Raw genomic sequence first — 24,393 nt, 5'->3', positions numbered from 1 at the left:
GGGGTGAAATCAGGGGAAGCCAAGCGCGGCAAAAGCGGCTAGGGGCGCGTCAAACGCCGCTGCCCTTGGGGCGATTCACGCCCGGCCAGCCGCACTCGACCGTTTCAGCGATGGAACCGATTTCCCCCAAAGGCCGCGTCTGTGCGGCCGCTTGCGATTGACCCTCATGCCCTTCTCCTCCCTCCCCCCATTCCTTGCCGACGCCCTGACCGAGCGCGGCTATTCCGCCCCGACGCCCGTGCAGGCTGCCGTGCTCGAAGCCGAAGCCGCGGGGCGCGACCTGATCGTCTCGGCGCAAACCGGCTCGGGCAAGACCGTGGCCTTCGGCCTTGCCATGGCCGCCGACCTGCTCGGCGAAGCCGGCACGCTCGAACCCGCCGAAGTCCCGCTTGCGCTCGTCATCGCGCCGACGCGCGAGCTGGCGCTGCAGGTCAGCCGCGAACTGGCCTGGCTCTACGCCAAGGCCGGTGTGCGCATCGCCAGCTGCGTCGGCGGGATGGACCCGTCGAAGGAACGCCGCGCCCTGTCGCGCGGCGCGCACATCGTGGTCGGCACGCCGGGCCGCCTGCGCGACCACCTCGAGCGCGGCGCGCTTGTGCTCTCCGAGCTCAAGGTCGCCGTGCTCGACGAGGCCGACGAGATGCTCGACATGGGGTTTCGCGAGGACCTCGAGGAACTGCTCGACGCCACCGGCGAAACGCGCCGCACCCTGCTGTTCTCGGCCACCATGCCCAAGCCGATTGTCGCGCTGGCGAAGCGTTACCAGCAGGATGCCCTGCGCATCTCGACCATCGGCGAGGAGCGTGGCCACGGCGATATCGCCTACCAGGCGGTGACCGTCTCGCCCTCCGATACCGAGAACGCGGTGGTCAACCTGCTGCGCTTCCACGAGGCGGAAACCGCGATCCTGTTCTGCGCCACCCGCGACAATGTCCGGCACCTCCACGCCACCTTGCAGGAGCGCGGGTTCGGCGTCGTCGCCCTATCGGGCGAGCACTCGCAGTCGGAACGCAACCAGGCGCTGCAGGCGCTGCGCGACCGCCGCGCCCGGGTCTGCGTGGCGACCGACGTTGCCGCCCGCGGGCTCGACCTGCCGAGCGTCAGCCTCGTCATCCACGTCGAGATTCCGCGCGACGCCGAGGCGCTGCAGCACCGCTCGGGCCGCACCGGGCGCGCGGGCAAGAAGGGCACCGCCGTCCTCGTCGTCCCCTATCCGCGTCGCCGCCGGGTCGAAGGCATGCTTCACGGAGCGGGGATCAAGGCCGAATGGATTTCGGCGCCAACGCCCGAGGCGATCCGCAAGCAGGACCGCGAGCGGCTGCTCGCCGACCTGCTCGCTCCGGTCGAACTCGAGGATGAGGACCGCGAGCTGGCCAAGGAACTCATGGTGCAGCGCAGCCCCGAGGATATCGCCGCGGCGCTGGTCCACGCCCAGCGCGCCAAGCTGCCGCAGCCCGAAGAGATGATCCCCAACACACCCGAGGCGCGCGAGGCCGACCGCGAAAAGCGCAAGCGACCCGGTTTCGAGGACACGGTGTGGTATCACCTCTCCGTCGGACGCCGGCAGAACGCCGACCCGCGCTGGATCCTGCCGCTGCTGTGCCGCCGCGGCCACATCACCCGCAACGAGATCGGTGCGATCCGCATCACCGCCGACGAGACTTTCGTCGAGATTCCGCGCACGCTGCAGGCCAAGTTCGACGCCGCGCTGGCCCGCACTGCCGAATCCGAGGACCCGGACGACACCGTCCACATCGTCCCCACCGAGGCCCCGCGCCACCAGGCCCGCGACAACCGCCGTGCCGACGGCAAGCCCCCGCGCAACTACGGCCCCAAGCCGGGCGGGAAGGGCGGCAAGTTCCACCGCAAGGGCGGCAAGCCCAACGATTGGTCGAGGCCGGCAGGCGAGGATGGCGGCAAGCCGTTCAAGGGCAAGCCGTTCAAGAAGAAGTTCAAGGGCGAGCCGAAGCGGGATTGAGCGCGTCGGGTCTGCGCAGACAATCCTATTGGGTTCCGAGAGGCAGCAGATGCGGCACGAAAACCAGGCATCCGATTAGCGCCGCGCCGATGGAACTCGAAAGCACGGCGCCGGCTGCAACATCCTTGATCACTTTGATCTGTTCGTCCTCGTCCCGGGTAATTCTGTCAGCGAGGCGTTCCAGCGCGGTGTTGATCGCTTCGGCCGTCCAGACCCATCCGATGGCCACAACGATTAAGAGCCAATCGTTCCTGCCAATCTGAAGAAGGAGTCCGCTGGCGATTGTTGCAACGGTTGCAGCGCCATGGACCCGCGCATTCGCTTCGGTCGCCAACATGTACCGCAGACCCGCGCTTGCGTAGCAAAAGCTATCCCACCGCTCGCGAGCCCCTGACTGCCAGTTTCGTTCCATTGCAGCTCCGGTCATCGGGTTGCCCTTGTCTTCGCTCATCTTCGATCCCCTGCCGCCTCGGTCACAAGGCGCCATTGGCGTAGAGTTCAGGCAAGGTCATGAGACCGGGATGAGGAATGCCTGATGAACTGTGTCAAATCGGACTACGACACCGGTTGACGGATAGGCCCAAGCGGAAACTGCCACGGCTATTCGGCCACCTTCTCGTTGCCGATAATGTAGATTTCGAAGTCCTCGACCGCACCCGAAGCCAACAGGCATAAGCCCGCTTCTGCGGTGCGAGAAAAATCCTCGAAGTTTGCACCTGCTGTTGATGGAGCAATCGAATGAGGCCCGAATTCGGATGAAAGGAGGCCCTTCGCATCAGGACCACAATGGGCTTCAAGCACTTTGGCAAATTGCTGGTCGGTCATCGAGGGATCGCGAACGGGCAAACCTTCGAGTTTCCCTTGCTCCTCAAGCCATTCGCGCGCCAGATCGACCGTCCACGGTCGAGAAATCTCCTGACTTGATCGGTAGTATGCGGCGAGGTTCGATTCAGGCAATTCTACCTCGTACCCGGTATCGAATGCGACCTGCGCAATGCAGGTGAGTTGTACGCCATTCAGGGCTTCGTCCGAAGGAAACGCTAGCACATCTTCCTGAAGCAGGTCGTTGAACCTTGCGTTCGGACGGGTGACGTCGCAGCGTGCCATGCGGGACGCGGCATCTTCAGCCGATGGCTGCTTTCCGTCTTTTATCCACTGCGGCGCATTCGCCGAAACTGCAGCCGCGACGAGCAGCGCCAGCATTTCCTAAGCCCGTGCTTCCTCCACGCCCGCGCTGTTGTGGCGCAGGGCGCTGAGCACCATTTCGACGATGTGCGGGGCGTTGAGGCCAGCCTCGTCGTACTGCTTCGTCGGGTCCTCGTGATCCTGGAACAAGTCGGGCAGGCGCATGGTGCGGATCTTGAGGCCGGCATCGAGCAGGCCTTCGTCGCTGGCGAGCGTGAGGACGTGCGCGCCGAGGCCGCCGATGGCGGCTTCCTCGACCGTGACGACGACCTCGTGGGTGGTCATCAGCTTGCGGATCAACGCAGTGTCGAGCGGCTTGGCGAAGCGCAGGTCGGCGACAGTGGTCGACAGGCCCTTTGCCTCGAGCTGGTCGGCGGCTTTGAGCGCCTCCGCTAGACGCGTGCCAAGCGACAGTATGGCGACCTTGCTGCCTTCGCGGACCACGCGGCCCTTGCCGATCTCCAGCTTCTGCGGCGTCTCCGGCAATTCGACACCGATGCCGCCGCCGCGCGGGTAGCGGAAGGCGATCGGGCCGTTGTCGTACTCGGCGGCGGTGTAGGTCATGTGGACCAGCTCGGCTTCATCCGACGGGGCCATGACCACCATGTTCGGCAGCGTAGCGAGGTAGGTCACGTCGAAGCTGCCCGCATGGGTCGCGCCGTCGGCCCCCACCAGCCCGGCGCGGTCGATCGCGAAGCGCACGGGCAGGTTCTGGATCGCCACGTCGTGCACCACCTGGTCGAAGGCGCGTTGCAGGAATGTCGAATAGATCGCGCAGAACGGCCGCATCCCCTGCGCCGCAAGCCCCGCCGCAAAGGTCACTGCGTGCTGTTCGGCAATGCCGACATCGAAGGCGCGCTCGGGATGCGCCTTGGCGAACTTGTCGACGCCGGTGCCGCTCGGCATGGCGGCGGTGATGGCGCAGATGCGGCTGTCGGTCTCGGCCAGCTTGGCCAGTGTTTCGCCGAACACGTTCTGGTAGGCCGGCGGACCGCCCGCGCTTTTCTTCTGTTCGCCTGTGATGACGTCGAACTTCTGCACCCCGTGGTACTTGTCGGCGCTGTTTTCGGCCGGGGCGTAGCCCTTGCCCTTCTGCGTCACGACGTGGACCAGGATCGGCCCGAGCTCGCTGTCGCGCACGTTCTCCAGCACCGGCAGCAGGTGGTCGAGGTTGTGGCCGTCGATCGGGCCGACGTAATAGAAGCCCAGCTCCTCGAACAGCGTGCCGCCTGTGGCCATGCCGCGGGCGTATTCCTCTGCCTTTTCGAGGCCGTGATAGACCCGGCGCGATATCTTCCGGGCGACCTTCGAGGCGAGGCTGCGCAGCCCGAGGTACTCGCTTGAGGAGACCATCCGCGCGAGGTAGGCGCTGAGGCCGCCGACCGGCGGGGCGATCGACATGTCGTTGTCGTTGAGGATGACGATCAGCCGGTTGCCCGCCTGCTCGGCGTTGTTCATCGCCTCGTAGGCCATGCCCGCGCTGAGCGCGCCGTCGCCGATAACAGCGATACCTCGGCCCGGCTTGTCGTTGAGCTTGTTGGCCACCGCGAAGCCGAGCGCGGCGGAGATCGAGGTGCTCGAGTGCGCCGCGCCGAACGGGTCGTATTCGCTTTCGCTCCGCTTGGTGAAGCCGCTGAGGCCCCCGCCCTGGCGCAAGGTGCGAATGCGGTCGCGCCGTCCCGTGATGATCTTGTGCGGATAGGCCTGGTGGCCGACGTCCCACACCAGCCGGTCTTCGGGCGTGTTGAAGACGTAGTGGATGGCGACGGTCAGTTCGACCACCCCGAGGCCAGAGCCGAGGTGCCCGCCGGTCGAACCGACGGCATCGATCATTTCGGCGCGCAGTTCGTCGGACAACTGGCGGAGCTGGCCCGCATCGAGCTTGCGCAGGTCTTCGGGGGTGTCGACCGTGTCGAGCAACGGCGTTTCGGGACGCGATGTCATTCGATGGGCTTAGCCGAGCAAATCCGCCCTGTCGATGAAGCGTGCATGAGCAATACCTGAGCAATTGCCTCGGCTGGCAGCATGCCGCTCAGCTGGCGCACTCGTCGCACAGGCCGCGCAGTTCGACCACAGGACGCACGTTGGCGAAGCCGTGGCGGTTGCCCGACTGGCGCAGTGCGTCGGTCAGCTTGTCGTCGTCGATGTGCGTGGCCTTCCCGCAGTCGTCGCAGATCAGGAAGATGCAGTCGTGCCGGCAGCCGGGGTGGCTGTTCGCGAGGTAGGCGTTGGCGCTCTCTATGCGGTTGGCGAGGTTGGTGCGCACGAACAGGTCGAGGATGCGGTAGACGCTGTTGGCGGCGACGCGCTTGCCGCGGCGCCGGCCCAGTTCCTCGGCGATGTCGTAGGCCGAGACCGGCTTGTCCTGGTCGGCAAGCGCTTCGAACACATCGGCGCGCAGGCCGGTCCACTGTTCGCCCGCGGCGGTCAGGACCTCTTCGGCCTCGGTTACGAGTTTCGCCCCCGAGTGCTCGTGGTGATGGTGTGCATGGCTGGCCATGGCCCGGATATAGGCCCTGCGGCCCGCAGGGGCAATCAGCCGGTCTGGAACTTCGCGCTGTAGAGCGAAGGGTACATTTCCTTGAACGCCGCGACCTTGGGCAGGTCCCATGCGCGGATGTAGCCCTGGTTGGGGTTCTTGAGCGCGAAGTCCTGATGGTAGTCCTCGGCCGGGTAGAAAGTCCCCGCGGAGGCGATCCCGGTCACGATCGGGCGCTTCCACTTGCCGCTGGCCTGCATCTGCTTGAGGTAGGCGGCGGCGACTTCGCGCTGCTCCTTGCTCAGCGGGACGAGCGCGGCGTTGTACTGCGGGCCGCGGTCGGGGCCCTGCTGGTCCTTCAGCGTGGGATCCGCGACGACCGAGAAGAACACCTGCAGCAACTGGTCATAGCGCACGACCTTGGGATCGTAGACGACCTTGACCGATTCACGATGCCCGGTGCGGCCGGAGGAGACGGTTTCGTAGTCGGCGTCGGCCTTGGTGCCGCCCTCGTAGCCCGAAACGGCGCTCTTCACCCCCTTCACGTGGCTGAACACTGCCTCGACGCCCCAGAAGCAGCCGCCCGCGAAGATCGCGGTCTTCAGGCCGGGGATTTCCTTGGCGACGCGCGTCGCTGCGGGAGCGGCGACGACGTTCTCTGCGGCGATGGCGGGGGAGCAGGCGCTGGCGACGAGCGCGGCGGATGCGAGCAGTATCTTGAGCTTCATCCGACCCTTATACCAGTTGCGGAACGATTTGTGCAGCCAGCACCAGAGCCGTGATCCCGAAGCCCAGGAAGAAGGAGCGATAGAGGTCGGGGGTGAACAGGCCCATGGGGTAACTTTCGTGTCTCGTTGCGTCTGGTGAGGTCGGGATAGGGGCCGATGGGTTACCCAAGATTGAACGCAAAGTCGGCTGGCGTTCATAATCGCCCAGTTCAAGATGAACCGTTTTGAACGTGCGACGAGTTGCGCGAAAATCAGTGCCGGAAATGGCGCATCCCGGTGAAGACCATCGCCAGGCCGGCCGCGTCGGCCGCCGCGATGACCTCGTCGTCACGCATCGAGCCGCCGGGCTGGATGACCGCGGTGGCCCCGGCCTCGGCCGCGGCGAGCAGGCCGTCGGCGAAGGGGAAGAAGGCGTCGGAGGCGACGGCGCTGCCCACCGTCCTGGCTGCGCTCCAGCCATAGGTCTCGGCCGCCTCGCTCGCCTTGATCGCGGCGATGCGCGCCGAATCGCGTCGGTTCATCTGCCCCGCCCCGATTCCTGCCGTGGCGCCGTCCTTCGCATAGACGATGGCGTTCGACTTCACGTGCCGGGCGACGGTCCAGGCGAACAGGCAGTCCCTGAGCTCCTGTTCGGTCGGCTCGCGCTTGGTCACCACCTTGAGGTCGACAGCGGAGATCGCCCCGTTGTCGCGGCCCTGCACCAGCAGCCCGCCGGCGATCGGCTTGAGCAGGAGCCCGCCGCGGCGCGGATCGGGCAGTTCGTCGATCAGCAACAGGCGCAGGTTCTTCTTCTTGGCGAAGGCGGCCTTCGCGGCATCGTCCGCGCCGGGCGCGACGACGACTTCTGTGAAGATTTCACAAATTGCCTCGGCAGTCGGCCCGTCGAGCGGGCGGTTGACCGCGACGATGCCGCCGAACGCGGAGACGGAATCGCACTGCAGCGCGTCGGTCCACGCCTGCAGCAGGCTCGGCCCCTGCGCCACGCCGCACGGGTTGGCGTGCTTGACGATCACCACCGCCGGTTCGCCGCCCTTGAATTCGGCACAGAGTTCGAGCGCGGCATCGGCGTCGTTGTAGTTGTTGTAGCTGAGCTCCTTGCCCTGCACCTGCTCGGCTTGCGGCAGGCCCGATACGTGCGGACCGACGGGCTCATAGACCGCCGCCTGCTGGTGCGGGTTCTCGCCATAGCGCAGCTCGGCGAGCTTGCGCCCGTTGACCGCGATCATGTCGGGGAACATCTGCCGCTGGTCGGCGAAGGCGAACCACTGGCTGATCATCGCGTCGTAGGCGGCGGTGGCGGCGAAGGCCTTGGCCGCCATGTGCTTGCGGAACCCCAGCGTGGTTGCGCCGTCGTTGTCGGCCAGCTCGGCGTAGAGCAGGTCGTAGTCGGCCGGATCGGTGACGATGGTCACGTAATGGTGGTTCTTCGCCGCCGAGCGGACCATGCTCGGCCCACCGATGTCGATGTTCTCGATGATCGTGTCGCGGTCCGCGCCGCGCATCACGGTTTCCTCGAACGGGTAGAGGTTGACCACCACGAGGTCGATCGCGCCGATATCGTGGGCGTCCATCGCAGCGGCGTGCTCGGGATCGTCGCGCACCGCCAGCAGACCGCCGTGGATCAGTGGGTGGAGCGTCTTTACCCGTCCGTCCATCATCTCCGGAAAGCCAGTCACGTCCGAGACGTCGCGCACTTCGAGCCCGGCCTCGCGCAGCGCCCGGGCCGTACCGCCGGTCGAAACCAGTTCGACTCCTGCCTTGGCGAGCCTGCTGCCGAGATCGGCCAATCCGCTCTTGTCGGACACCGAGAGAAGTGCCCGCTTGATGCTCACATTGCTCATTGAACTAACCTATTTTCTTGAACAGCCAGGCGAAACTCGCCCCGCTGCGCGATTCCATGCCTTCGATGACTAGCTGCTGCACCGGGTGCGGGCGGCCATCGCCGTCGATCCACAGGCTCTCGTCTATCGTCACCTCGCTACGCGGGGCAAGGAATTGCCAGTATGTCCCGTCACGCATGGCCAGGTGGGCGCCGCGCTTGTTGTCGGTCAGGCTCGCCTCGACCGCCGGGCCGAGGTGGAAGCGGATGGCGTAGCCGATCTTGCCGCGCTTGCCCTTCTTGCCGGCCGGAACGAGCAGGTCCTCGCCGCGAAGTTCGGTACCGTCGTCGCGCAGGATCAGGATGCGGCGATGCACCAGGCCGTGGCGCGAGACGTAGCCGTCATGGCTCGCCTCGATTCGCGTCGCCTGCGACTTGCCCGCTTCGGCCAGCCGCCGGTCGACCTCGACCTCGCTGACCCCGCTGCCGAGCTTGCCGTTGATCAGCACCGCGGTGGAATTGGAATCGCCGAGCACCAGCGTCGAATGCGCGGCGGTGGCGCGCAGGCCCTGCTCGATGCGCACCGGGACGAGCCCGCCGGCGGTGCCCGCACCGCCGCAGTTGACGACGATGCGGCTCGGCCCGTGCGAGAATTCGAAGGCCAGCGTCGAGGCGCAGCCATGGCGGCTGTGCCGGGCGAGCGGCGGCGGAGCGGCGTCGAGCACCAGAGTCGAGCGCCCGGCGGAGACGCGCTGGTAGCCCCATTGCCGGGCATCCTTGAGCGGGCGGGTACGGACCCCGCTCGCTTCGATGAGCGTGCGCAGCTTGTTCTCGCTCACCGCACTAGAGCCCTGCCACGAGGCGAGAGCGTTGTCCGAATGGATCATCGCCAGCAGCGGCGGCACCAGCATGCGCTGCATGGCGTCGACCGCCTGCGGCGGGTCGCGCCGGGTCGCGCGGTAGCAGGCGCCGAGCCGGGTGAGCAGGGCGATCGCCTCGATCTGGTCGAACGGACTGCGCGACAGCACGCCGCCATCGTCGCCGACGAGTTCGCCGAGGGCGCGGACCAGACCGGCCTCGCCGAACAGCCGCCGCGGCTTGCCTTCCGGCAGCAAAAGGCCGGCAGCGACGATGCCGCACCATCCGGCGACCTCGGCCAGCCGGTCCTCGGCCTTGCCGACGTTGCGGTCGAGCCAACGCGCGGTTTCCGACGCCACGGTGAGCGTACGGGCGCACAGCCGCTTGTCGTTGCCGCCGAGCAGCAGAGGGGCGTGGACCAGCCAGCCGAGCAGCCGCTGCCCGGTATGACCGACGCGCCAGGCTGCGCCCCGGCCGATTTTCTGGTTGGCGTCGAGCCAGGCCGTGAGGACCCGCTCGGCGATCTGCGTGCACTGCTGGCGCGGGGCGCAGGCTTCGAGGTCGGCGAGCCAGGTGAAGCCGTGCACCGTGCGCTCGACCGGCGGGGTCAGGCGGGCGACTGGCGAACAGTCGAGCTGGGCGATCGGGATCTTGACCCCGTGGATCAGGAAATGCCCGGCGCGCAACGCGGTCCCGGCAACCGGGTCGCCGGGCAGGGGGTTCTCGACCGTCGCCAGCAGGCGCGGTGCCGGGTGCTTGCGGAATGGGGCGGCGAGCGTCGGGCCGGGGACGCCGAGGCGATAGGCGAGGCGGATTAGGCGCTCGCCGGCGGAAACGTCGGGCGGCACGAAATCGGAGATGGCCAGTGCGCGGCCCGGTTCGATCAGTTCGCCGGGCTCGGGTTTGTCCTCGTCTTCGGCCTTGCCCGCCAGGGGTTCCTCCTTGGCTGCGGAGAGCGGGATGGCCATGGCTTCGGCGTCATCGACCGGGTCGACATCCAGTTCCTCGACCCCCAGCGGGAGCATGGCCTGGACTGCCCGGTCGCTCATGCCGTGTCCCCTCGCAGTGCGGTTATGTTGGCGGCGTAGCAATCCGGCCCGCCCTTGAAGGTGGCCGATCCGGCAACCAGCACGTCGGCACCGGCGGCTACGCATTGCGGCGCAGTCTCGGCAGTCACCCCGCCATCGACCTCGATCAGCACGTCGAGCCCGCGCTTGTCGATCATCGTCCGGATAGCTTCGATCTTCTTGAGCTGGCTGGCGATGAAGCTCTGCCCGCCGAACCCCGGATTGACGCTCATAACCAGCACCAGGTCGATTTCCTCGATCAGGTAATCGAGCATTTTCGCCGGTGTTCCGGGATTGAGGGAAACCCCGGCCTTCTTTCCCAGCGTCTTGATCGCCTGCACCGTGCGATGGACGTGCGGCCCGGCTTCGGGATGGACGGTGATGATGTCGGCCCCGGCTTCGGCGAAGGGTTCGAGCCAGAAATCGACCGGGCTGACCATCAGGTGGACGTCGAAGGTCTTGGCGCTGTGCGGGCGCAGCGCCTTCACCACGGCCGGGCCGATCGTCAGGTTGGGGACGTAGTGCCCGTCCATCACGTCGACGTGGATCCAGTCGGCGCCGGCAGCGTCGATCGCGCGCACTTCTTCACCGAGCCGCGCGAAGTCGGCCGAAAGGATGGAGGGCGAGATAAGCGGTCTTGCCATGGCGCTGCCTTCGCCGCCTTAGCGGTATGGGACTCGGGCATAAAACGTGCCCGGTGCGTTATCCACCGCCGCAAGGCGGCTAATCGGTGCTTTAGCGCTCCTGACAGCCAAGTTCACAGGCTATTCAGCGCGCTCGGCTAGAAATCGCCTGCGAACGGGGCCATTTCATTTCCGCACAGATAACAAGCGCCCGACGACCGATGGAGTTCGACTTGATGAGCCGTCCAGTGACCATTCGCCTTGCCGCTACCGGGCTTGCGCTTGCTGCGCTTGCCGGGGCGAGCTTCGCCGGCGCGCAGGGGGTGACCTATCGCAACACGATCTCCAACAACCCGGCCGCCTGCCGTGGGGAGAAGCCGTCCGTCCTGATTACCGTCAGCGGCATCAAGGCCTCGACGGGGACGATGCGCGTCCAGCTCTATCGCAGCGCGTCGTCCGACTGGCTCGAAAAGGGCAAGTGGATCAACCGCATCGAGACCCCGGCCAAGGCCGGGCAGATGACCTTCTGCATGCCGGTGCCCGCTGCCGGCACCTACGGCATCGCCATTCGTCACGATATCAACGGTAACGGCGAGACCGACATGACGCTGGACGGTGGCGGCATGTCGAACAACCCCTCGCTCAATCTCTTCAACATGGGCCGGCCGAGCTACAAGAAGACCGCCTTCGAGGTCGGCAACGCGGTCAAGCCGATTTCCATCACGATGCGCTACTACTGAGCTTCGGCCAGCGCGCGCACGAGCGCGAGGTCGGCGGGCTTGTCGACATCGATCGCCGCGCGCCCGTCGGTCGCTGCGACCAGCGCCGCGGTGATACCGATGCGCTGCCCTATGCGCGCGACGGCCTCGGCCATCGTCAGCTTGCCGCGCAGGAAATTCCACAAGGTGCCCCAGCCTAGCCGGGCGGCGATGCGCCATGGGCGCTTGCGGTCGGCCTCGACCCGGCGCCAGGTGGCAAGCGCCGTCGGAGCGGCTGCGGACGCGAGATAAAACAGGTTGCACCCCGACCAGTCGCCGTCGGCCAGCGACAGCCATGTCCGCTGGCTGCCCGGCGCAGCGGCCTCGACCGCCTCGCGCCGCGCCAGCATCAGCGACACGTCGGCGTCGGCCGGAGTTCCGGCGACCAGCGCGGCGAGCCAGCCGGGTTCGAGCAGGGCGTGGTCGGCGGTGGTGACCAGCAGCGGCGCGCCGGTGCGTTCGAAAGCCAGCGCGACGCTGCCGCTCGGGCCGCTCGCAGTCGGCAGCAGGGTCGCGCCGAGCCGCCGGACTTCGTCCTCCACCGCCGGGTTGTTCGCCGCGACGAGCACTTCGCTCGCGCCCCAGGCCCGGGCTGCGGCGACTGCCCGCTCGAGGAGCGTCAGCCCGCCGACCCGGGCGAGCGCCTTGTGCGGCACGTCCTCGGCCGTGGCGATCGGGTCGAGACCGTCGGGGCGGCTCCCGGCGAGGATCAGGACCGGCGCGCTCACCCGGGTTTGCGGCGCGAGCGCCACACCTTCCACAGCACTCCCGGCGCGGCGAGGAGCGGGTGCTTCTCGCGCCACGGGGTGACCTCGACCGCGACGCCGGTATGGCGCTCGATCTTCCAGGCGATGTACTGCGGGGCCCCGGCAAAGGTCGAATTGGCCCGCACCAGCCGCGCGGCGTTGAGCGCCTTGCCGAGCCGGCGGCGCTTGTTCCACCAGTTCAGGATGGCGCGCCGTTCGCCCGGCTCGATCTGCGGGGCGATGTGTCCGCCGTCGTCGCGGAACGGCACCCCGGCGGAAACCAGTGCGGCGCGCAGCAGGCCGTCGAAGTGCGCCGGGTTGGCGGCAAGGATCGAATTCTCGCGCCCCGGCGCCTCGACCCGCAATTCGGCCCGATAGGTGGCGCGGAACAGCGCCTTCCAATAGTCGTCCGGCTGCCCCTTCGCCGGGCCGAGCGCGGCGGCGAGGCGGGCGGCGGTGCGGGCGGCTTCGGCAATCGCCTCGCGGACAGCCGCCGCCGCCGCTTCGTCCTTCGCCCAGACCATCGCGCTGGGCTGGACGAACCTCGCCCAGATCGTCGTGTCGAGGCTTCGGCCGCTTGCTGCCTCGGCGAACTTGGCGAGCGACATTTCGGCGAACTTGGCGCGCAGCCGCTCGCCGGTTCCGGCGTCGTCCCACTCGCGGTAGGAAACGCGCGGCCACAGCCCGGTCTCGGCCGGACCCGGGAGCAGCGCGTAGTAGTCGAGCACCCCTTCGAGCGAGCCGGTCCTCAGGTTCGAACCGTAGAACAGCACCGCCAGCGCTCCGGCCTCTTCACCGAGTACTTGCGCCTGCCGAACGACTTCGGGACGAACTTCGCGCGCGAGCATCGCCGAAACGCGCGTTTCAAGCGCTTCATTCACGACGCGACGAACGTCAGCGAGGGGCCGGTCGAGATGCGGTAGTTGCCCGGCGGGAAGGCCTCGCCGTCGAGGATGAAGGGCTCGGTAATGTCGAGCCCGAAGCTCTCGGCAGCAAAACAATGGTAGCCGCGCCCGTCCTTGCGCCGGCCCAGCGCGACCATCGGCAGGTGCATCAGGCTGCGCCGCGCCGGCGTGTCGAGGACGATGGCCTTGAGCCCTTCGCGCAGGTTCCCGAACGGTTTGACCCCGAGCGGAAGATTCTCGAGCGTCGAGGCGATCATCACATAGCGCTCGTCTCCGCCGGACAGCTGTTCGGTTCCCGGCAGGGTAATCCGCATGAGCGAGCGCTGGCGCCACGGGTTTTCGCTTCCGGCGAGCAGCGCTTGGCCGAGCGCCCATGCCGTCGTCAGGCCGACCGCGGCGGCGTTGAACGCGCCCCAGCGATGGGCGCCTTGCCCAAGCTTGATGGTGCGGTGGAACACCCCCCCGCCGAACAGGAAGCCGTAGACCCGCGCCTGCGGATCGGCGGCTACGGACACGACCAGCGGCCGGCGCGTCACGAAGTGGCCGGCGCGGGCGGATTCCATCGCCGCGGCAAGCGACCAGTTCTCCGGCGCGCCGAGATCGGCGGCGAGCGCATTGGTCTTGCCCTTGGGCAGGACGATGAGTGTCGGCCAGTCGGTTCCAAAGATTTCCGCGCCGCAGGTCAGCACGTCGCGCACGGTGCCGTCGCCGCCGGAAATGGCGAGGTAGTCTATGCCCTTGGCCGCGAAGCCGTCGAGCACGCCGACCAGCTCGCGGCGCTTGGTGGTGGTTTCGACGATGACGTCGACGCCGGGCGCAACGCCTTGCTCGCGGCCCTTGTTGCGATAGCTGCGCGAGTTGCGGATGACCCCGACCAGCGGGGCGCTTCGTTCGGTACGTCGCGCGACCCCCGGGTCGACACCAGATCCCGGGGCGGGCCGCGGGAGCTCGTCGAAGGTCTTGATGCCGTCGCTCATTGCAGGGGTGCGCTTACTCGCCATGTCCCGCAGGTGGCTAGGGCTTTCTTGCGCTCGGCAGGCACCGGCCTTAAGCGCTGGCCGCGCATGAGCGAAACCGAGCCCGCCATTTCCGTCGAAACCGTCGGCGCCAACCCGGTCCGGATGTGGGGTCTCGACACCGGCGAGCGGGTGCGGCGCATGGCCGCCAAGGCCGGACTCGGCGGAACCGGCACGCCGGTCGTGCTGGTCAACGCCGACCATGCCTTCGACCCGGCCTGGCTAGGCCACGTCGCCGCGCACCCCGGCATGGTCGTGACCCTGGGCGGCGTCCCGGTGTTGGCCCATGCTCGCAACGAACACGAGGCGGCCGCCCTGCGCGCGGCGATCCGCGATGGCGCGCCGCTGCCCGAGGGCATTACCGCCACCGCCTACGAGGACGGCGCGGCCATCGAGAACAAGGTGCTGCGCAAGCGCGAACGCCCGTTCCTGACCGAACTTACCGCCGACAATCGCCGGGCGGTCGAGCGGGCGAGCTATTTCGGCGCCTACAAAGGCGTCACCGACCTGCTGACAAAGTACCTGTGGCCCGAACTGGCGCTGTGGCTGACACGCTTCGCCGCCTGGGCCGGGCTCAGCCCCAACGCGGTGAGCGCGGTCGGCGCGGTGCTCTGCGTCGCCGCGACGGTCGCCTTCGCGCACGGGCACTACTGGCTCGGCATGGCAATGGGCTTCGTCTTCATGGTGCTCGACACCGTGGACGGCAAGCTGGCGCGCTGCACCATCACCTCGAGCAAGTTCGGCGACGTGCTCGACCACGGGATAGACCTCGTCCACCCGCCGTTCTGGTGGTGGTTCTGGGCGACCGGCCTCGCCACTTGGGGCCTCGCTCTGTCCGACAGCACGTTCTGGTGGGTGCAGGGCGCGATCGTCGGCGGCTACGTTTTGCAGCGGCTGATCGAGGGGGCCTTCATCGCCTGGTTCGGCGGCATCCACATCCACGTCTGGGAGCGCTTCGACAGCCGCTTCCGCCTGATTACCGCGCGGCGCAATCCCAACATGGTGGTCCTCTTCGTCGCCCTGCTGTTCGGCCGTCCAGACATCGGCATCGTCGCGGTGGCGGTGTGGACCGTGCTAAGCTGCGCGGTGCATCTCGTGCGGCTGGTGCAGGCCGTGGCGCAGCAACGCAGCGGCCGGCCGGTGACGTCATGGCTGGCGCAAGGGTGAGGCGATGAACGCGACGATCGAGAAATTCGGCTGGCCGGCGACGCTGGTCCGGGAGTTCGAACACTGGGTCGTGCTGCTGCGCCCGGCGCAGCCGACGCTCGGCTGCCTCGTGCTGGCAGCGAAGAGCGATGCCACCGCGTTCGGCGACCTGCCGGGCGAGGCGCATGCCGAACTGAAGTCGGTGACCTCGGCTATCGAGGCGGCGCTGGCCGATTTCTGCGGGTACGCGAAGCTCAACTACCTGATGCTGATGATGGTCGACCCGCACGTCCATTTCCACGTCATCCCGCGCTACGAGGGCGCGCGCGAATTCGGCGGCGTGAGCTTTGCCGATGCCGGCTGGCCGGCGGTGCCGCAGCTTGGACAGGCGGTAGCGCTCGATGACGCGCAATGCGATGCGCTGGTGGCGGAACTGAAGGCCCGCTTCTAGGCCCAGCTGTCGGTCAGCGCGGTTGCATCCTCGATGTCGTTGAGGTAGTCGACTTCGGCCCAGCCCAGACCTTCGATCGAACAGGTGCCGACCTTGCCGCTCGCGGCGAGGGTGTCGACGACCTTGAGGTACCAGTGATTGACCCCGTCGGGCGTGCGCATCGCCTGCCGTATCGCTTCGCGGAACGCTTCCGCCCCATCGCCGCGGAAGGCGAGGAAGCCGATCGATTCCGCGTTCGACTGCTCGGCGGTCAGGGTCTTGCCGATGTGCACAAGGCGACCGTCGGCGGCGCGTTCGACCTTCATGTCGTCGCTGTCGTATTCGGCCTTCACGTCGACCGTGACGGACACCGGCCAGCCGGAGGCCTGCTGGACGCTGGCGACGATATCCTCGCCGACGAGCGTGTCGCCGTTGAGGATCAGGAAGTCGCCCGCGGCCATGCGGTCGCGCACGATCCAGCACGAACCGAGGTTGTCGGCGACCTTGTAGAACGGGTTGAAGTGGACGTGCAGCTCGATGCGCGGGTCGGCGATGGCGGTGAGGTGTGCCTCGACCATGTCGGTCATGAACCCGGTGACGACGTCGATCCGCTTCACGCCGCCTCGCGCCAGCATCTCGACCTGCCAGCCGATCAGCGAGCGGCCCGAGAAGTCGATCAGGCATTTCGGGCGTTCGGCGGTCAGTGGCAGCAAGCGGCTGCCCTGGCCGGCGCTGAGCAGGATGGCGTTCTCGATCATTGCGCGCCTCTAGCGGGCAGCGGGAGGGTAGGGAAGCATTACGGGGTTCGTCGCTTGCGCCCTCCGCCGCTCTCGTCCAAAGGCGCAGGCGCCATGCCAGCTCCCTCCCAGCCCCGCTCGCTGCTTGGACGCATGCTGGCGAACACCGCCTGGCTGCTTGGCGGCAAGGGGTTCGGCGGGCTGTGCAGCCTCGTCTATCTCGCGATCCTTGCCCGCTCGCTCGGGCTCAAGGATTTCGGCCACTTCTCGCTAATTTTCGGATCGGCGCAGGCACTGATCGCCTTCTCGGGCCTGCAGACCTGGCGCGTGGTGGTGCGCTACGGGGCCGAGCACGTCCATACAGGCAACTGGGCCGCGTTCGGGCGGCTGTCGATGCTCTCGGCACTGCTCGACCTCGCCGGAGCGCTGATCGGCGTGATCATAGCGTTCGTGATCTATTTCGAGTTCAACGAGGCGCTCGGCCTCAACCCCAAATATCTCCACGCGGCGTTCTGGTTCACCGTGGCCAGCCTGTTCGCGCTGGTTTCGACGCCGACCGGGATCGTCCGCGCGCTCGATCGCTTCGACCTCGGGGTCTATGTGGAAGCGCTGGTCCCCAGCCTGCGGCTCGTCGCCGCGGTGGCCATCTGGCTGACCGATCCGAAGGTGGTCTGGTTCCTCGCCGCCTGGGCGGCGATCGACCTGATCGAGGCGGGCGGATACTGGATCCTGGCGCGGCGCCTGTGCCCGGAGGCGGTCAACCTGCGCCACCTGCACGACTGGCGCCAGGCGGGCGAGGACAACCCGGGGATCGTGCGCTTCTCGCTCGTCGCTTTCGCCAGTGCGACGCTTGATGCCGCGGTCAAGCAAGGCCCCCTGCTCGCGGTCGGCTATCTCGTCGGCACCCGCGCCGCCGGTCTCTACCGGCTCGCCAACCAGCTCAGCCAAGGGCTGGGCAAGCTTTCGGTGCTTCTGACTCGCGCCGCCTACGCCGAGATCAACCGCGCCCGCGTCGCCGCCGAGCACGCCGAGTTCCGCCGTCTTGTGCGGCAGACTTCGCTGATTGCCGCGGCCGCAGGAGCGGTGGTGGTCATCCTTGCCGTACTGTTCGGCAAGCCGCTGCTCGACCTGATCGGCGGCAGCGACTTCGAGGCTGGATACGCAGTCCTCGTGCCGCTGACCTTCGCCGCCAGCCTCGAACTCGCCAGCGTGGCGTTCGAGCCGGTGCTGCATTCGACCGGGCACGCGCGCTATGCGCTGTACGGCCGCCTTGCCGGTTTCATCGTCCTCGCCGGAGTGATCCTCTGGGTCTGGGATTCGGCTACGGCGGTCACAGTGGGGCTGGCGGTCGCGGTTGGCGGGATCGCCACCTACATCGCGCTCGGCGCGCTCGCCTGGTACGTCATGTCGCGGCTGACTCCGCATCCGCCCACGGCTGGCGAGGCGCCGTGACCGGTGCTACGAACGGGGCATGCTGACAGAAGCCCTGCTCGAAGACTCGCGCGCGATCGCAGACCGCATCACTGCCCTGCGACGTGCCATCCACGCCGAACCCGAGCTCGGGCTCGAAACGCCCAGGACGCTGGCCAAGGTCCGGGCCGAACTCGCCGACCTGCCGCTCGAGTGGCGTGAGGGGCCTTCGTGCACCGGCGCGGTAGCGGTGCTCAACAAGGGCAAGGCCGGCAAGTGCGTGCTGCTCCGCGGCGACATGGACGCGCTGCCGATGGACGAACTGACCGGACTCGACTTCGCCTCGACCATTCCCGGGCGGATGCACGCCTGCGGGCACGATACCCACACCGCGATGCTGGCCGGCGCGGCGCGCGTGCTGGCCGCGCGCGTCGACGAGCTGGCGGGCGAGGTCCGCTTCATGTTCCAGCCGGGCGAGGAGGGCTTCCACGGCGCCCGCTTCATGCTCGACGACGGATTGCTCGGTGGCGGTGACGACGGCGTGGTGTTGCCCGACGCCGCCTTCGCGCTGCACATCATGCCCAACGCGCCGCATGGCTCGATCGCCGGGCGGGTCGGCACACTGCTGGCGGCGGCGGACATGATCGACATCAAGGTCAAGGGGCGCGGCGGCCATGCCTCGATGCCGCATGACACCCGCGACCCGGTTCCGGTTGCCTGCGAGATCGTCATGGCGCTGCAAGGCATGGTCACCCGGCGTTTCAACGCCGCCGAGGCGGTGGTCGTCACCATTACGCAGCTCGATTCCGGCAGCGCGCACAACATCGTGCCCGACTACGCCACGCTCAAGGGCACCATGCGCACACTGACCCCCGGTACCCGCAAGGCCGTGCGCGAGGACATCCGCCGCGTCGCCGAGAACATCGCTCTGGCGCACGACTGCGAGGCCGAAGTGGTCATCACCGAAGGCTTCCCGCCGACGATTTGCGACGCACGCGCGGTCGACCTTGCCGAAACGGTCGCCACCGGGCTCGGCGGCGAGTTCCTGCGCCTCGATGCGCCGCTGATGGGGGCGGAGGATTTCTCCTACGTGCTCGAGAAGGTGCCGGGTACGATGTGCTTCCTCGGCGTGGCCGAAGCGGGGTCCGACTGGCGCAACTGCTGCTCGATTCATTCGAGCCGAATGATGGTCGACGAGAGCGTCCTGCCGCGCGGCGCCGCCTTCCTCGCAGGATGCGCCACGACGTTCCTCGCCGCCGGAGACTGGCCAAAAACAACAGGTTAAATTTCCCGCCCGCGACCTAGCCGGCAGTGCTGAGTTAGCGTTAGCGATTCGGCAACCGTGCTCATGGCAATCCTGCACTGGGACCGCACCCCGATTTCGAAGCCGGGGCGAGACAGGAAGTGCAGTTTTGATGACGCAGGCCGCATTCAACCATCGGCCGCTGACCGCCGAATTGGGATCCACCGCGGGGTCCGACCAGCGCGAGGCCGCCCGCTATACGCCGCTGATCCGTACGGCGAAGCTCGTCGGGGCTTCGGGCGAATTCCTTTGCGTGGTGAGCGACGTTTCCGCGAGCGGGGTCAGCGTCCGCCTGTTCCACCCGCTGCCGACCGATCGTGCGATCTCGCTCGAGATGCCCAACGGGGAGCGCCTGCCGCTCGAAACGGTGTGGGAGAAGGATGGCCGCGCAGGCTTCCGCTTCGCGGTCGACGTCGATCTCGACCGGGTGCTCGAGGGTCGCGGCAAATGGCCAAAGCGGCCGATCCGCCTCAATCTCGAAATGCCCATCACGCTGTCCGGCCTGACCGGCAAGTTCGAGGCCGAGCTGCGCAACATCTCGCTACAGGGTGCGCAGATCGAATGCGACGCGCGGCTGGCGATCGAGCAGCGCCTGCGCATGAAGGGCGCCTGCCTGCCCGAAGTCGAGACCAAGGTGCGCTGGCGCCACGGGACCTCCTACGGCCTGATCTTCGACAGCCTGCTGCAGTTCGCCGACCTCGCGCGCATCGCCGCCTTCCTGCAGGGCCTCAAGATGGGCCAGCCCAACGCCTGAATTTGCGGTGCAAAGTGCGCGCGCCATTAACCAACACCTAACCATTTTCCTTCACTCCCCGCCATGACAGTCGACGGGGGCGTGAATGACCTTTTCCGGTAGCGGCAAGCGCGGCGAAATCGCGGTCGACGTGGCGATCGTGGGTGCCGGACCGGCAGGACTGACCGCGGGTTACCTGCTGACCAAGGCGGGCAAGTCGGTCGCCATCATCGAAAGGGACGCCACCTACGTCGGCGGCATCAGCCGCACCGTCGAGCACGACGGATATCGCTTCGACATCGGCGGGCACCGCTTCTTTTCCAAGAGCCAGCAGGTCGTCGACCTGTGGAACGAGATCCTGCCCGACGACTTCATCCAGCGCCCGCGGATGAGCCGCATCTACTACGAGGGCAAGTTCTACAGTTATCCGCTGCGTGCGTTTGAAGCGCTTCATAACCTCGGGGTCATGCGTTCGACGGCCTGCATACTGAGCTACTTGCGCTACAAGCTGTTCCCGATCGGCGAAGTCAGGAGCTTCGAAGACTGGACCACCAACCAGTTCGGCAAGCGGCTCTATTCGATCTTCTTCAAGACCTACACCGAGAAGGTCTGGGGCATGCCGTGCAACGAGATGAGCGCCGACTGGGCCGCGCAGCGGATCAAGGGCCTCAACCTGTGGGGCGCGGTGGTCGACGGGCTCAAGCGCAGCCTCGGTCTCAACAAGCGCCCCAACGACGGGCAGACGGTCAAGACGCTGCTCGAGACATTCCGCTACCCGCGGCTCGGCCCCGGCATGATGTGGGACGCGGCGCGCGACAGGATCGTGGCGACCGGCAAGGGCCGGGTGCTGATGGGCCATGCGCTCGAACAGCTCGCCAACGACGGTGACTGGCGCATGACCGCGACCGGGCCCGGAGGCAAGGTCGTGATCCGCGCCAGGGACGCAATCAGTTCGGCGCCGATGCGCGAGCTCGCGGCGCGGCTCGACCCGCTGCCCGAGACCGCGATGGAGGCCAAGCAGCTCAAGTACCGTGACTTCCTCACCATCGCGCTGATGGTCGAGGGTGAGGACCTGTTCCCCGACAACTGGATCTACATCCACGACAGCAAGGTGCAGGTCGGCCGGGTGCAGAACTTCCGCTCGTGGTCGCCCGAAATGGTGCCCGACGCGGCGCTGGCCTGCGTGGGTCTCGAATACTTCTGCTTCGAGGGCGACGGGCTCTGGGCCATGGCGGACGACGACCTCGTTGCACTGGCGACCCGCGAGATGGAAATTCTTGGCCTGCTCAACCCGGCCAAGGTCAAGGGCGGCGCGGTCGTTCGGCAGGAGAAGGCCTACCCGGTCTACGACGAGGACTACGCCGCCAACGTTGCCGCGATGCGCACCGAGCTGGAGGCGAGATTCCCCTCGCTGCACCTCGTCGGACGCAACGGGATGCATCGCTACAACAACCAGGACCACGCGATGATGACCGCCATGCTGACGGTCGAGAACATCCTCGCCGGCGAGCGCGTCTACGACACCTGGTGCGTCAACGAGGACGCCGAGTACCACGAAGCCGGCAACGAGGGTGCCGAAACCAGGCTCCCGTCGCGCGAACCGACTCCCGACCAGGCCGCCGCGCTCGCCTCGGTGCGCGACGTGCCGAAGCGGATCGACCGCGAGGCCGCCTGATGCTCGAACTCGCTGCCCGCCTGCGCGACGTGCGCTTCCTGCGCTACCTGTTGGCCAGTGCCGGGGCGCTGGCGGTCGACATGGGCTGCTTCCTCGCGCTGCTGGCGGTCGGGACATGGCCTGCCGCCGCGTCGGCCGCCGGCTACACGCTCGGCATCGCCGCGCACTGGCTCCTGTCGAGCCGCGCGGTCTTCGCCGACGGCGTTGCCGAGCGCGGCGCCGGCCGCGTGCGGCAGAAGGCGCTGTTCGTCGGCTCGGCGCTGGCCGGGCTGGCGCTGACCACCGCGATCGTCGGGCTCGGCGACACCGCCGGGATCGACCCGCGCCTGGCCAAGCTCGCCGCCATCGGCGCGAGCTTCGTGCTGACCTGGTGGCTGCGCTCGCGCGTGGTCTTCCGATGCTCGCGCTGAGCGAGAACCGCGCCTCCGCCACGCTCGGCACGCGGCGCCGGCAGCCTGCACCGTGGCAGCTCTGGCTCGTATCCGCGCTGTTCCTGCTCGTGATCGCCTGGCCGAACCTGCGGGCCTTCGCGCCCGGCGACCCCGACGATTTCATGCGCCTCGACCAGGTGCGCGACTGGCTCGCCGGGCAATCGTGGTGGGACGTGCGGCAACACCGCATGGACCCGCCCGCCGGGGCCGACATGCACTGGTCGCGGCTGGTCGACCTGCCCATCGCCGCCTGCCTGTTTCTCGCGCGGCTGTTCGTGCCCGAACCCGCGGCATCGATCGTCGCCATGACGATGGTCCCGCTGTTCCAGCTCCTGCTCGCCATGCTCCTGCTGCGCGCCGTCATGCGCGCGCTCGGTGCCGGTGAGGGCGCGGTCCTTGCCGCAAGCGCGCTGCCGCTCGCCTTTCCGCTTCTGCTCGACGCCTTCATGCCGCTCAGGATCGACCATCACGGCTGGCAGGCGCTCGCCGCGCTTGGCGCGACGCTGTTCGCCCTGCGCGGCGGCTGGCGCAACGCGCTCGCCGCCGGAGCGGTTGCCGCCACCGGGTTGACCGTTTCGCTCGAGAGCCTGCCCTTCGCCGCCTTGCTCGGCGGCGTCTTCGCCATCCGCTTCGTGCGCGCGGGCGACCGCAGCTTCGAGGGCTATCTTGCGGGACTGGCGCTCACCGCGCCGCTGCTGTTCCTCGCCACCCGCCCCGTCGCAGGGCTGGCGCTGGCGCAATGCGACCGGATGAGCTGGCCGCACTTCATCGGCTTTGCCGGGGCCGCCGCGGCCGCCTTCGCCGGACGCATGGCCCCGGGCCAGAACGCGACCATCGGGCGCGCCGCTGCGCTCGTGCCGGTCACGACCGTCGCTGGACTGGCGATCGTCCTGCCGCTCGGCGCCTGCGCCGTCGATCCGTTTGCCGGCATGGACCCGGTGCTCAAGGCCGAGTGGCTCGACCGCGTCGCCGAAGGGTTGCCGGTCTGGACCCAGACGCCGTCTGCCGCGGCGATGCTGGTCTGGACCATCGTCATCATGCTCGCCGGCGCGCGCCTTGCGCTGCAACGCCCGGCCTCGGTCGCCGTGCACAGCCGTTGGACCGAGCTCGGACTGCTCGCGTTCGGCATGGCGGCGATGTCGCTGCTGGTGATGCGCGCCGGGCTGCTGGCGCAACTGCTCGCGGTGCCCTTCGCCGCGCTGCTGGTGGCGAACTACTGGCCGTGCGCGCGGGCGATCAGGAACGCCGTGCCGCGCGTCGTAGCGACGCTCGGCTGCGTGCTGCTGGCGACTCCGCTTATGGCCAGCGCCGTGGCCAAGCCCTTCGACGGCCTGTCCGCCGCTCCCACCGCTGCTCCCACTATTGCCGGAGACTGCGACCTGTCGCGCCTCGCGTCGCTGCCCAATGCCCACGTCTTCGCGCCGTTCGACATGGGCCCCGAAATCCTCGCCCGCACCGGCCACACGGTCGTCGCCGGACCCTATCACCGCAACCAGGCGGCGATGCGCCGGGTCTTCGACGCCTTCGCCGGGCCCGAGGGCAATGCCCGCGCCATCGTGGAGGGCGACCACGCCCGCTACCTCGTCGCCTGCCTCTCGGGCGACCGGCTCGGCACCTTCGCCCGCTACCGCCCGGGCAACCTTGCCGATGAACTGCAAGTCGGGCGCGCGCCGGAATGGCTCGAACCCGTGCCGGGTTTCGAGCAGGGCGCGCTCAGGGTGTGGCGGGTAATATAGAGGCCCAGGTACCTATTTCCCGTTCGCCTCGAGCGAAGTCGGGAGGCCTCGTGCACCGTGTCTCGAAGCCGCTCGACACGAACGGAACTGAGTTTGCTTCCGCCTATATGAAACCGGGTCTCCGCGTCAGGCCGCGCGGAACAGCATCGCGTCGCCGTTCATGCAATACCTCAGGCCGGTCGGCTTGGGGCCGTCCTTGAACACGTGGCCGAGGTGGCCGCCGCAGTCGGCGCAGTGCACTTCGGTGCGCGGATAGCCGAGCTTGAAGTCGGTCGAGGTGCCGATCGCTCCGGCCAGCGGTTGCCAGAAGCTCGGCCAGCCGGTGCCGCTGTCGAACTTGGTCGCGCTCGAATAGAGCTCGTTCTTGCACCCGGCGCACAGGAAGGTGCCCTTGCGGTGCTCGTCGTTGAGCGGCGAGGTGAAGGGGCGCTCGGTCGCCTCGTGGCGCAGCACCTCGTACTGCGACGGGGTCAGGCGCTTCTTCCACTCGGCATCGGAGTAGTTGACCTTGTAGGTCTTGGCCGAGGCCGGCGAGGAGCCGCAGGCGGCGAGGAAGGTGGCGGCGGACCCGGCGCCGAGCCAGGTCAGGGCGGTGCGGCGAGTGGTTTCGTATCGGGTCATGACGCCTCT

Annotated in this window: 23 protein-coding genes; 10 read left to right on the top strand and 13 right to left on the bottom strand. The window is 67.9% G+C overall.

What is annotated here, in order from left to right; all coding sequences use genetic code 11:
* Nucleotides 1-166: 166 nt before the first annotated feature.
* The gene (locus tag GRI89_RS10135; protein WP_159794764.1) at nucleotides 167-1,978 is read left to right on the top strand and encodes a DEAD/DEAH box helicase; all 1,812 of its coding nucleotides are present in this window, start codon (nucleotides 167-169) and stop codon (nucleotides 1,976-1,978) included.
* A 25-nt stretch (nucleotides 1,979-2,003) separates the two neighbouring features.
* On the opposite strand, the gene GRI89_RS10130 is transcribed toward GRI89_RS10135, so the two are convergent.
* The 8 genes from GRI89_RS10130 to rpe all read right to left on the bottom strand — a co-directional run bounded on the left by GRI89_RS10130 (nucleotide 2,004) and on the right by rpe (nucleotide 10,758).
* A complete protein-coding gene (locus GRI89_RS10130; protein ID WP_201290907.1) occupies nucleotides 2,004-2,429 on the bottom strand; it encodes a diacylglycerol kinase family protein in 426 nt (141 codons plus the stop codon).
* A gap of 149 nt (nucleotides 2,430-2,578) precedes the next feature.
* Nucleotides 2,579-3,181, bottom strand: a complete 603-nt coding sequence (locus tag GRI89_RS10125; RefSeq protein WP_159794762.1) for a hypothetical protein — start codon at nucleotides 3,179-3,181, stop codon at nucleotides 2,579-2,581.
* A gap of 3 nt (nucleotides 3,182-3,184) precedes the next feature.
* Nucleotides 3,185-5,107, bottom strand: coding sequence for a 1-deoxy-D-xylulose-5-phosphate synthase (gene dxs / locus GRI89_RS10120; protein ID WP_159794760.1), 1,923 nt, complete (start codon nucleotides 5,105-5,107; stop codon nucleotides 3,185-3,187).
* Nucleotides 5,108-5,195: 88 nt separating this feature from the next.
* Nucleotides 5,196-5,663 carry a Fur family transcriptional regulator gene (locus GRI89_RS10115; protein ID WP_159794758.1) on the bottom strand — a complete coding sequence of 156 codons (468 nt, stop codon included), beginning with the start codon at nucleotides 5,661-5,663 and terminating at the stop codon, nucleotides 5,196-5,198.
* Nucleotides 5,664-5,698: 35 nt separating this feature from the next.
* A complete protein-coding gene (msrA, locus tag GRI89_RS10110) occupies nucleotides 5,699-6,370 on the bottom strand; it encodes a peptide-methionine (S)-S-oxide reductase MsrA (RefSeq protein WP_159794756.1) in 672 nt (223 codons plus the stop codon).
* 251 nt (nucleotides 6,371-6,621) lie between these two features.
* Nucleotides 6,622-8,211 (bottom strand): bifunctional phosphoribosylaminoimidazolecarboxamide formyltransferase/IMP cyclohydrolase, encoded by a 1,590-nt coding sequence (gene purH / locus GRI89_RS10105; protein ID WP_159794754.1) that lies wholly within the window; start codon nucleotides 8,209-8,211, stop codon nucleotides 6,622-6,624.
* Nucleotides 8,212-8,215: 4 nt separating this feature from the next.
* Entirely contained in the window at nucleotides 8,216-10,015 is a 1,800-nt protein-coding gene (locus GRI89_RS10100; RefSeq protein WP_407924976.1) for a heparinase II/III family protein, read from the bottom strand.
* Between the two features lie 77 nt (nucleotides 10,016-10,092).
* Nucleotides 10,093-10,758, bottom strand: a complete 666-nt coding sequence (rpe, locus tag GRI89_RS10095) for a ribulose-phosphate 3-epimerase (protein ID WP_159794752.1) — start codon at nucleotides 10,756-10,758, stop codon at nucleotides 10,093-10,095.
* 215 nt (nucleotides 10,759-10,973) lie between these two features.
* On the opposite strand from rpe, the gene GRI89_RS10090 reads away from it, so the two are divergent.
* Nucleotides 10,974-11,477 carry a DUF2141 domain-containing protein gene (locus GRI89_RS10090; protein ID WP_159794750.1) on the top strand — a complete coding sequence of 168 codons (504 nt, stop codon included), beginning with the start codon at nucleotides 10,974-10,976 and terminating at the stop codon, nucleotides 11,475-11,477.
* Here the strand turns inward: GRI89_RS10090 and GRI89_RS10085 are convergent.
* The 3 genes from GRI89_RS10085 to GRI89_RS10075 are packed head-to-tail and all read right to left on the bottom strand — an operon-like array spanning nucleotide 11,471 to nucleotide 14,147.
* Nucleotides 11,471-12,223: a nucleotidyltransferase family protein gene (locus GRI89_RS10085; RefSeq protein ID WP_328598202.1), complete on the bottom strand. Its 753-nt coding sequence runs from the start codon at nucleotides 12,221-12,223 to the stop codon at nucleotides 11,471-11,473. The two genes, GRI89_RS10090 and GRI89_RS10085, sit on opposite strands and share 7 nt — an antisense overlap.
* A complete protein-coding gene (locus GRI89_RS10080) occupies nucleotides 12,220-13,122 on the bottom strand; it encodes a hypothetical protein (protein WP_328598201.1) in 903 nt (300 codons plus the stop codon). The genes GRI89_RS10085 and GRI89_RS10080 overlap by 4 nt, the downstream gene beginning before the upstream one ends.
* On the bottom strand, nucleotides 13,119-14,147 hold the full coding sequence (locus tag GRI89_RS10075; protein WP_159794748.1) for a diacylglycerol/lipid kinase family protein: 1,029 nt from the start codon (nucleotides 14,145-14,147) through the stop codon (nucleotides 13,119-13,121). Before GRI89_RS10075 ends, GRI89_RS10080 begins: the two co-directional genes overlap by 4 nt.
* Nucleotides 14,148-14,210: 63 nt before the next feature.
* Between GRI89_RS10075 and GRI89_RS10070 the strand changes: the two genes are divergently transcribed.
* Together GRI89_RS10070 and GRI89_RS10065 are read left to right on the top strand one after the other, a co-directional pair.
* On the top strand, nucleotides 14,211-15,329 hold the full coding sequence (locus tag GRI89_RS10070) for a CDP-alcohol phosphatidyltransferase family protein (RefSeq protein ID WP_159794746.1): 1,119 nt from the start codon (nucleotides 14,211-14,213) through the stop codon (nucleotides 15,327-15,329).
* A gap of 4 nt (nucleotides 15,330-15,333) precedes the next feature.
* On the top strand, nucleotides 15,334-15,759 hold the full coding sequence (locus tag GRI89_RS10065) for an HIT family protein (RefSeq protein ID WP_159794745.1): 426 nt from the start codon (nucleotides 15,334-15,336) through the stop codon (nucleotides 15,757-15,759).
* Here the strand turns inward: GRI89_RS10065 and GRI89_RS10060 are convergent.
* On the bottom strand, nucleotides 15,756-16,496 hold the full coding sequence (locus GRI89_RS10060) for a phosphocholine cytidylyltransferase family protein (protein WP_159794743.1): 741 nt from the start codon (nucleotides 16,494-16,496) through the stop codon (nucleotides 15,756-15,758). The two genes, GRI89_RS10065 and GRI89_RS10060, sit on opposite strands and share 4 nt — an antisense overlap.
* Nucleotides 16,497-16,589: 93 nt before the next feature.
* Here GRI89_RS10060 and GRI89_RS10055 point away from each other — a divergent pair, with 93 nt between their 5' ends.
* The 6 genes from GRI89_RS10055 (at nucleotide 16,590) to GRI89_RS10030 (ending at nucleotide 23,763) form a co-directional block, all read left to right on the top strand.
* Complete coding sequence (locus GRI89_RS10055) at nucleotides 16,590-17,927, top strand: lipopolysaccharide biosynthesis protein (protein WP_159794741.1); 1,338 nt, start codon at nucleotides 16,590-16,592, stop codon at nucleotides 17,925-17,927.
* 19 nt (nucleotides 17,928-17,946) lie between these two features.
* Complete coding sequence (locus GRI89_RS10050; RefSeq protein WP_159794740.1) at nucleotides 17,947-19,170, top strand: M20 metallopeptidase family protein; 1,224 nt, start codon at nucleotides 17,947-17,949, stop codon at nucleotides 19,168-19,170.
* Between the two features lie 130 nt (nucleotides 19,171-19,300).
* Nucleotides 19,301-19,942: a PilZ domain-containing protein gene (locus tag GRI89_RS10045; RefSeq protein WP_159794738.1), complete on the top strand. Its 642-nt coding sequence runs from the start codon at nucleotides 19,301-19,303 to the stop codon at nucleotides 19,940-19,942.
* A gap of 85 nt (nucleotides 19,943-20,027) precedes the next feature.
* Entirely contained in the window at nucleotides 20,028-21,596 is a 1,569-nt protein-coding gene (locus GRI89_RS10040) for an NAD(P)/FAD-dependent oxidoreductase (RefSeq protein WP_159794736.1), read from the top strand.
* Complete coding sequence (locus GRI89_RS10035) at nucleotides 21,596-22,006, top strand: GtrA family protein (RefSeq protein WP_159794734.1); 411 nt, start codon at nucleotides 21,596-21,598, stop codon at nucleotides 22,004-22,006. The genes GRI89_RS10040 and GRI89_RS10035 overlap by 1 nt, the downstream gene beginning before the upstream one ends.
* Nucleotides 21,994-23,763 carry a hypothetical protein gene (locus GRI89_RS10030; RefSeq protein ID WP_235913154.1) on the top strand — a complete coding sequence of 590 codons (1,770 nt, stop codon included), beginning with the start codon at nucleotides 21,994-21,996 and terminating at the stop codon, nucleotides 23,761-23,763. Before GRI89_RS10035 ends, GRI89_RS10030 begins: the two co-directional genes overlap by 13 nt.
* A 126-nt stretch (nucleotides 23,764-23,889) precedes the next feature.
* On the opposite strand, the gene msrB is transcribed toward GRI89_RS10030, so the two are convergent.
* Nucleotides 23,890-24,384: a peptide-methionine (R)-S-oxide reductase MsrB gene (gene msrB / locus GRI89_RS10025; protein WP_159794730.1), complete on the bottom strand. Its 495-nt coding sequence runs from the start codon at nucleotides 24,382-24,384 to the stop codon at nucleotides 23,890-23,892.
* Nucleotides 24,385-24,393: the final 9 nt, after the last annotated feature.

It is taken from the genome of Croceibacterium salegens (assembly GCF_009827435.1).
Lineage (GTDB): Bacteria > Pseudomonadota > Alphaproteobacteria > Sphingomonadales > Sphingomonadaceae > Croceibacterium_B > Croceibacterium_B salegens.
This window is presented reverse-complemented; position numbering and strand designations above follow the sequence as displayed.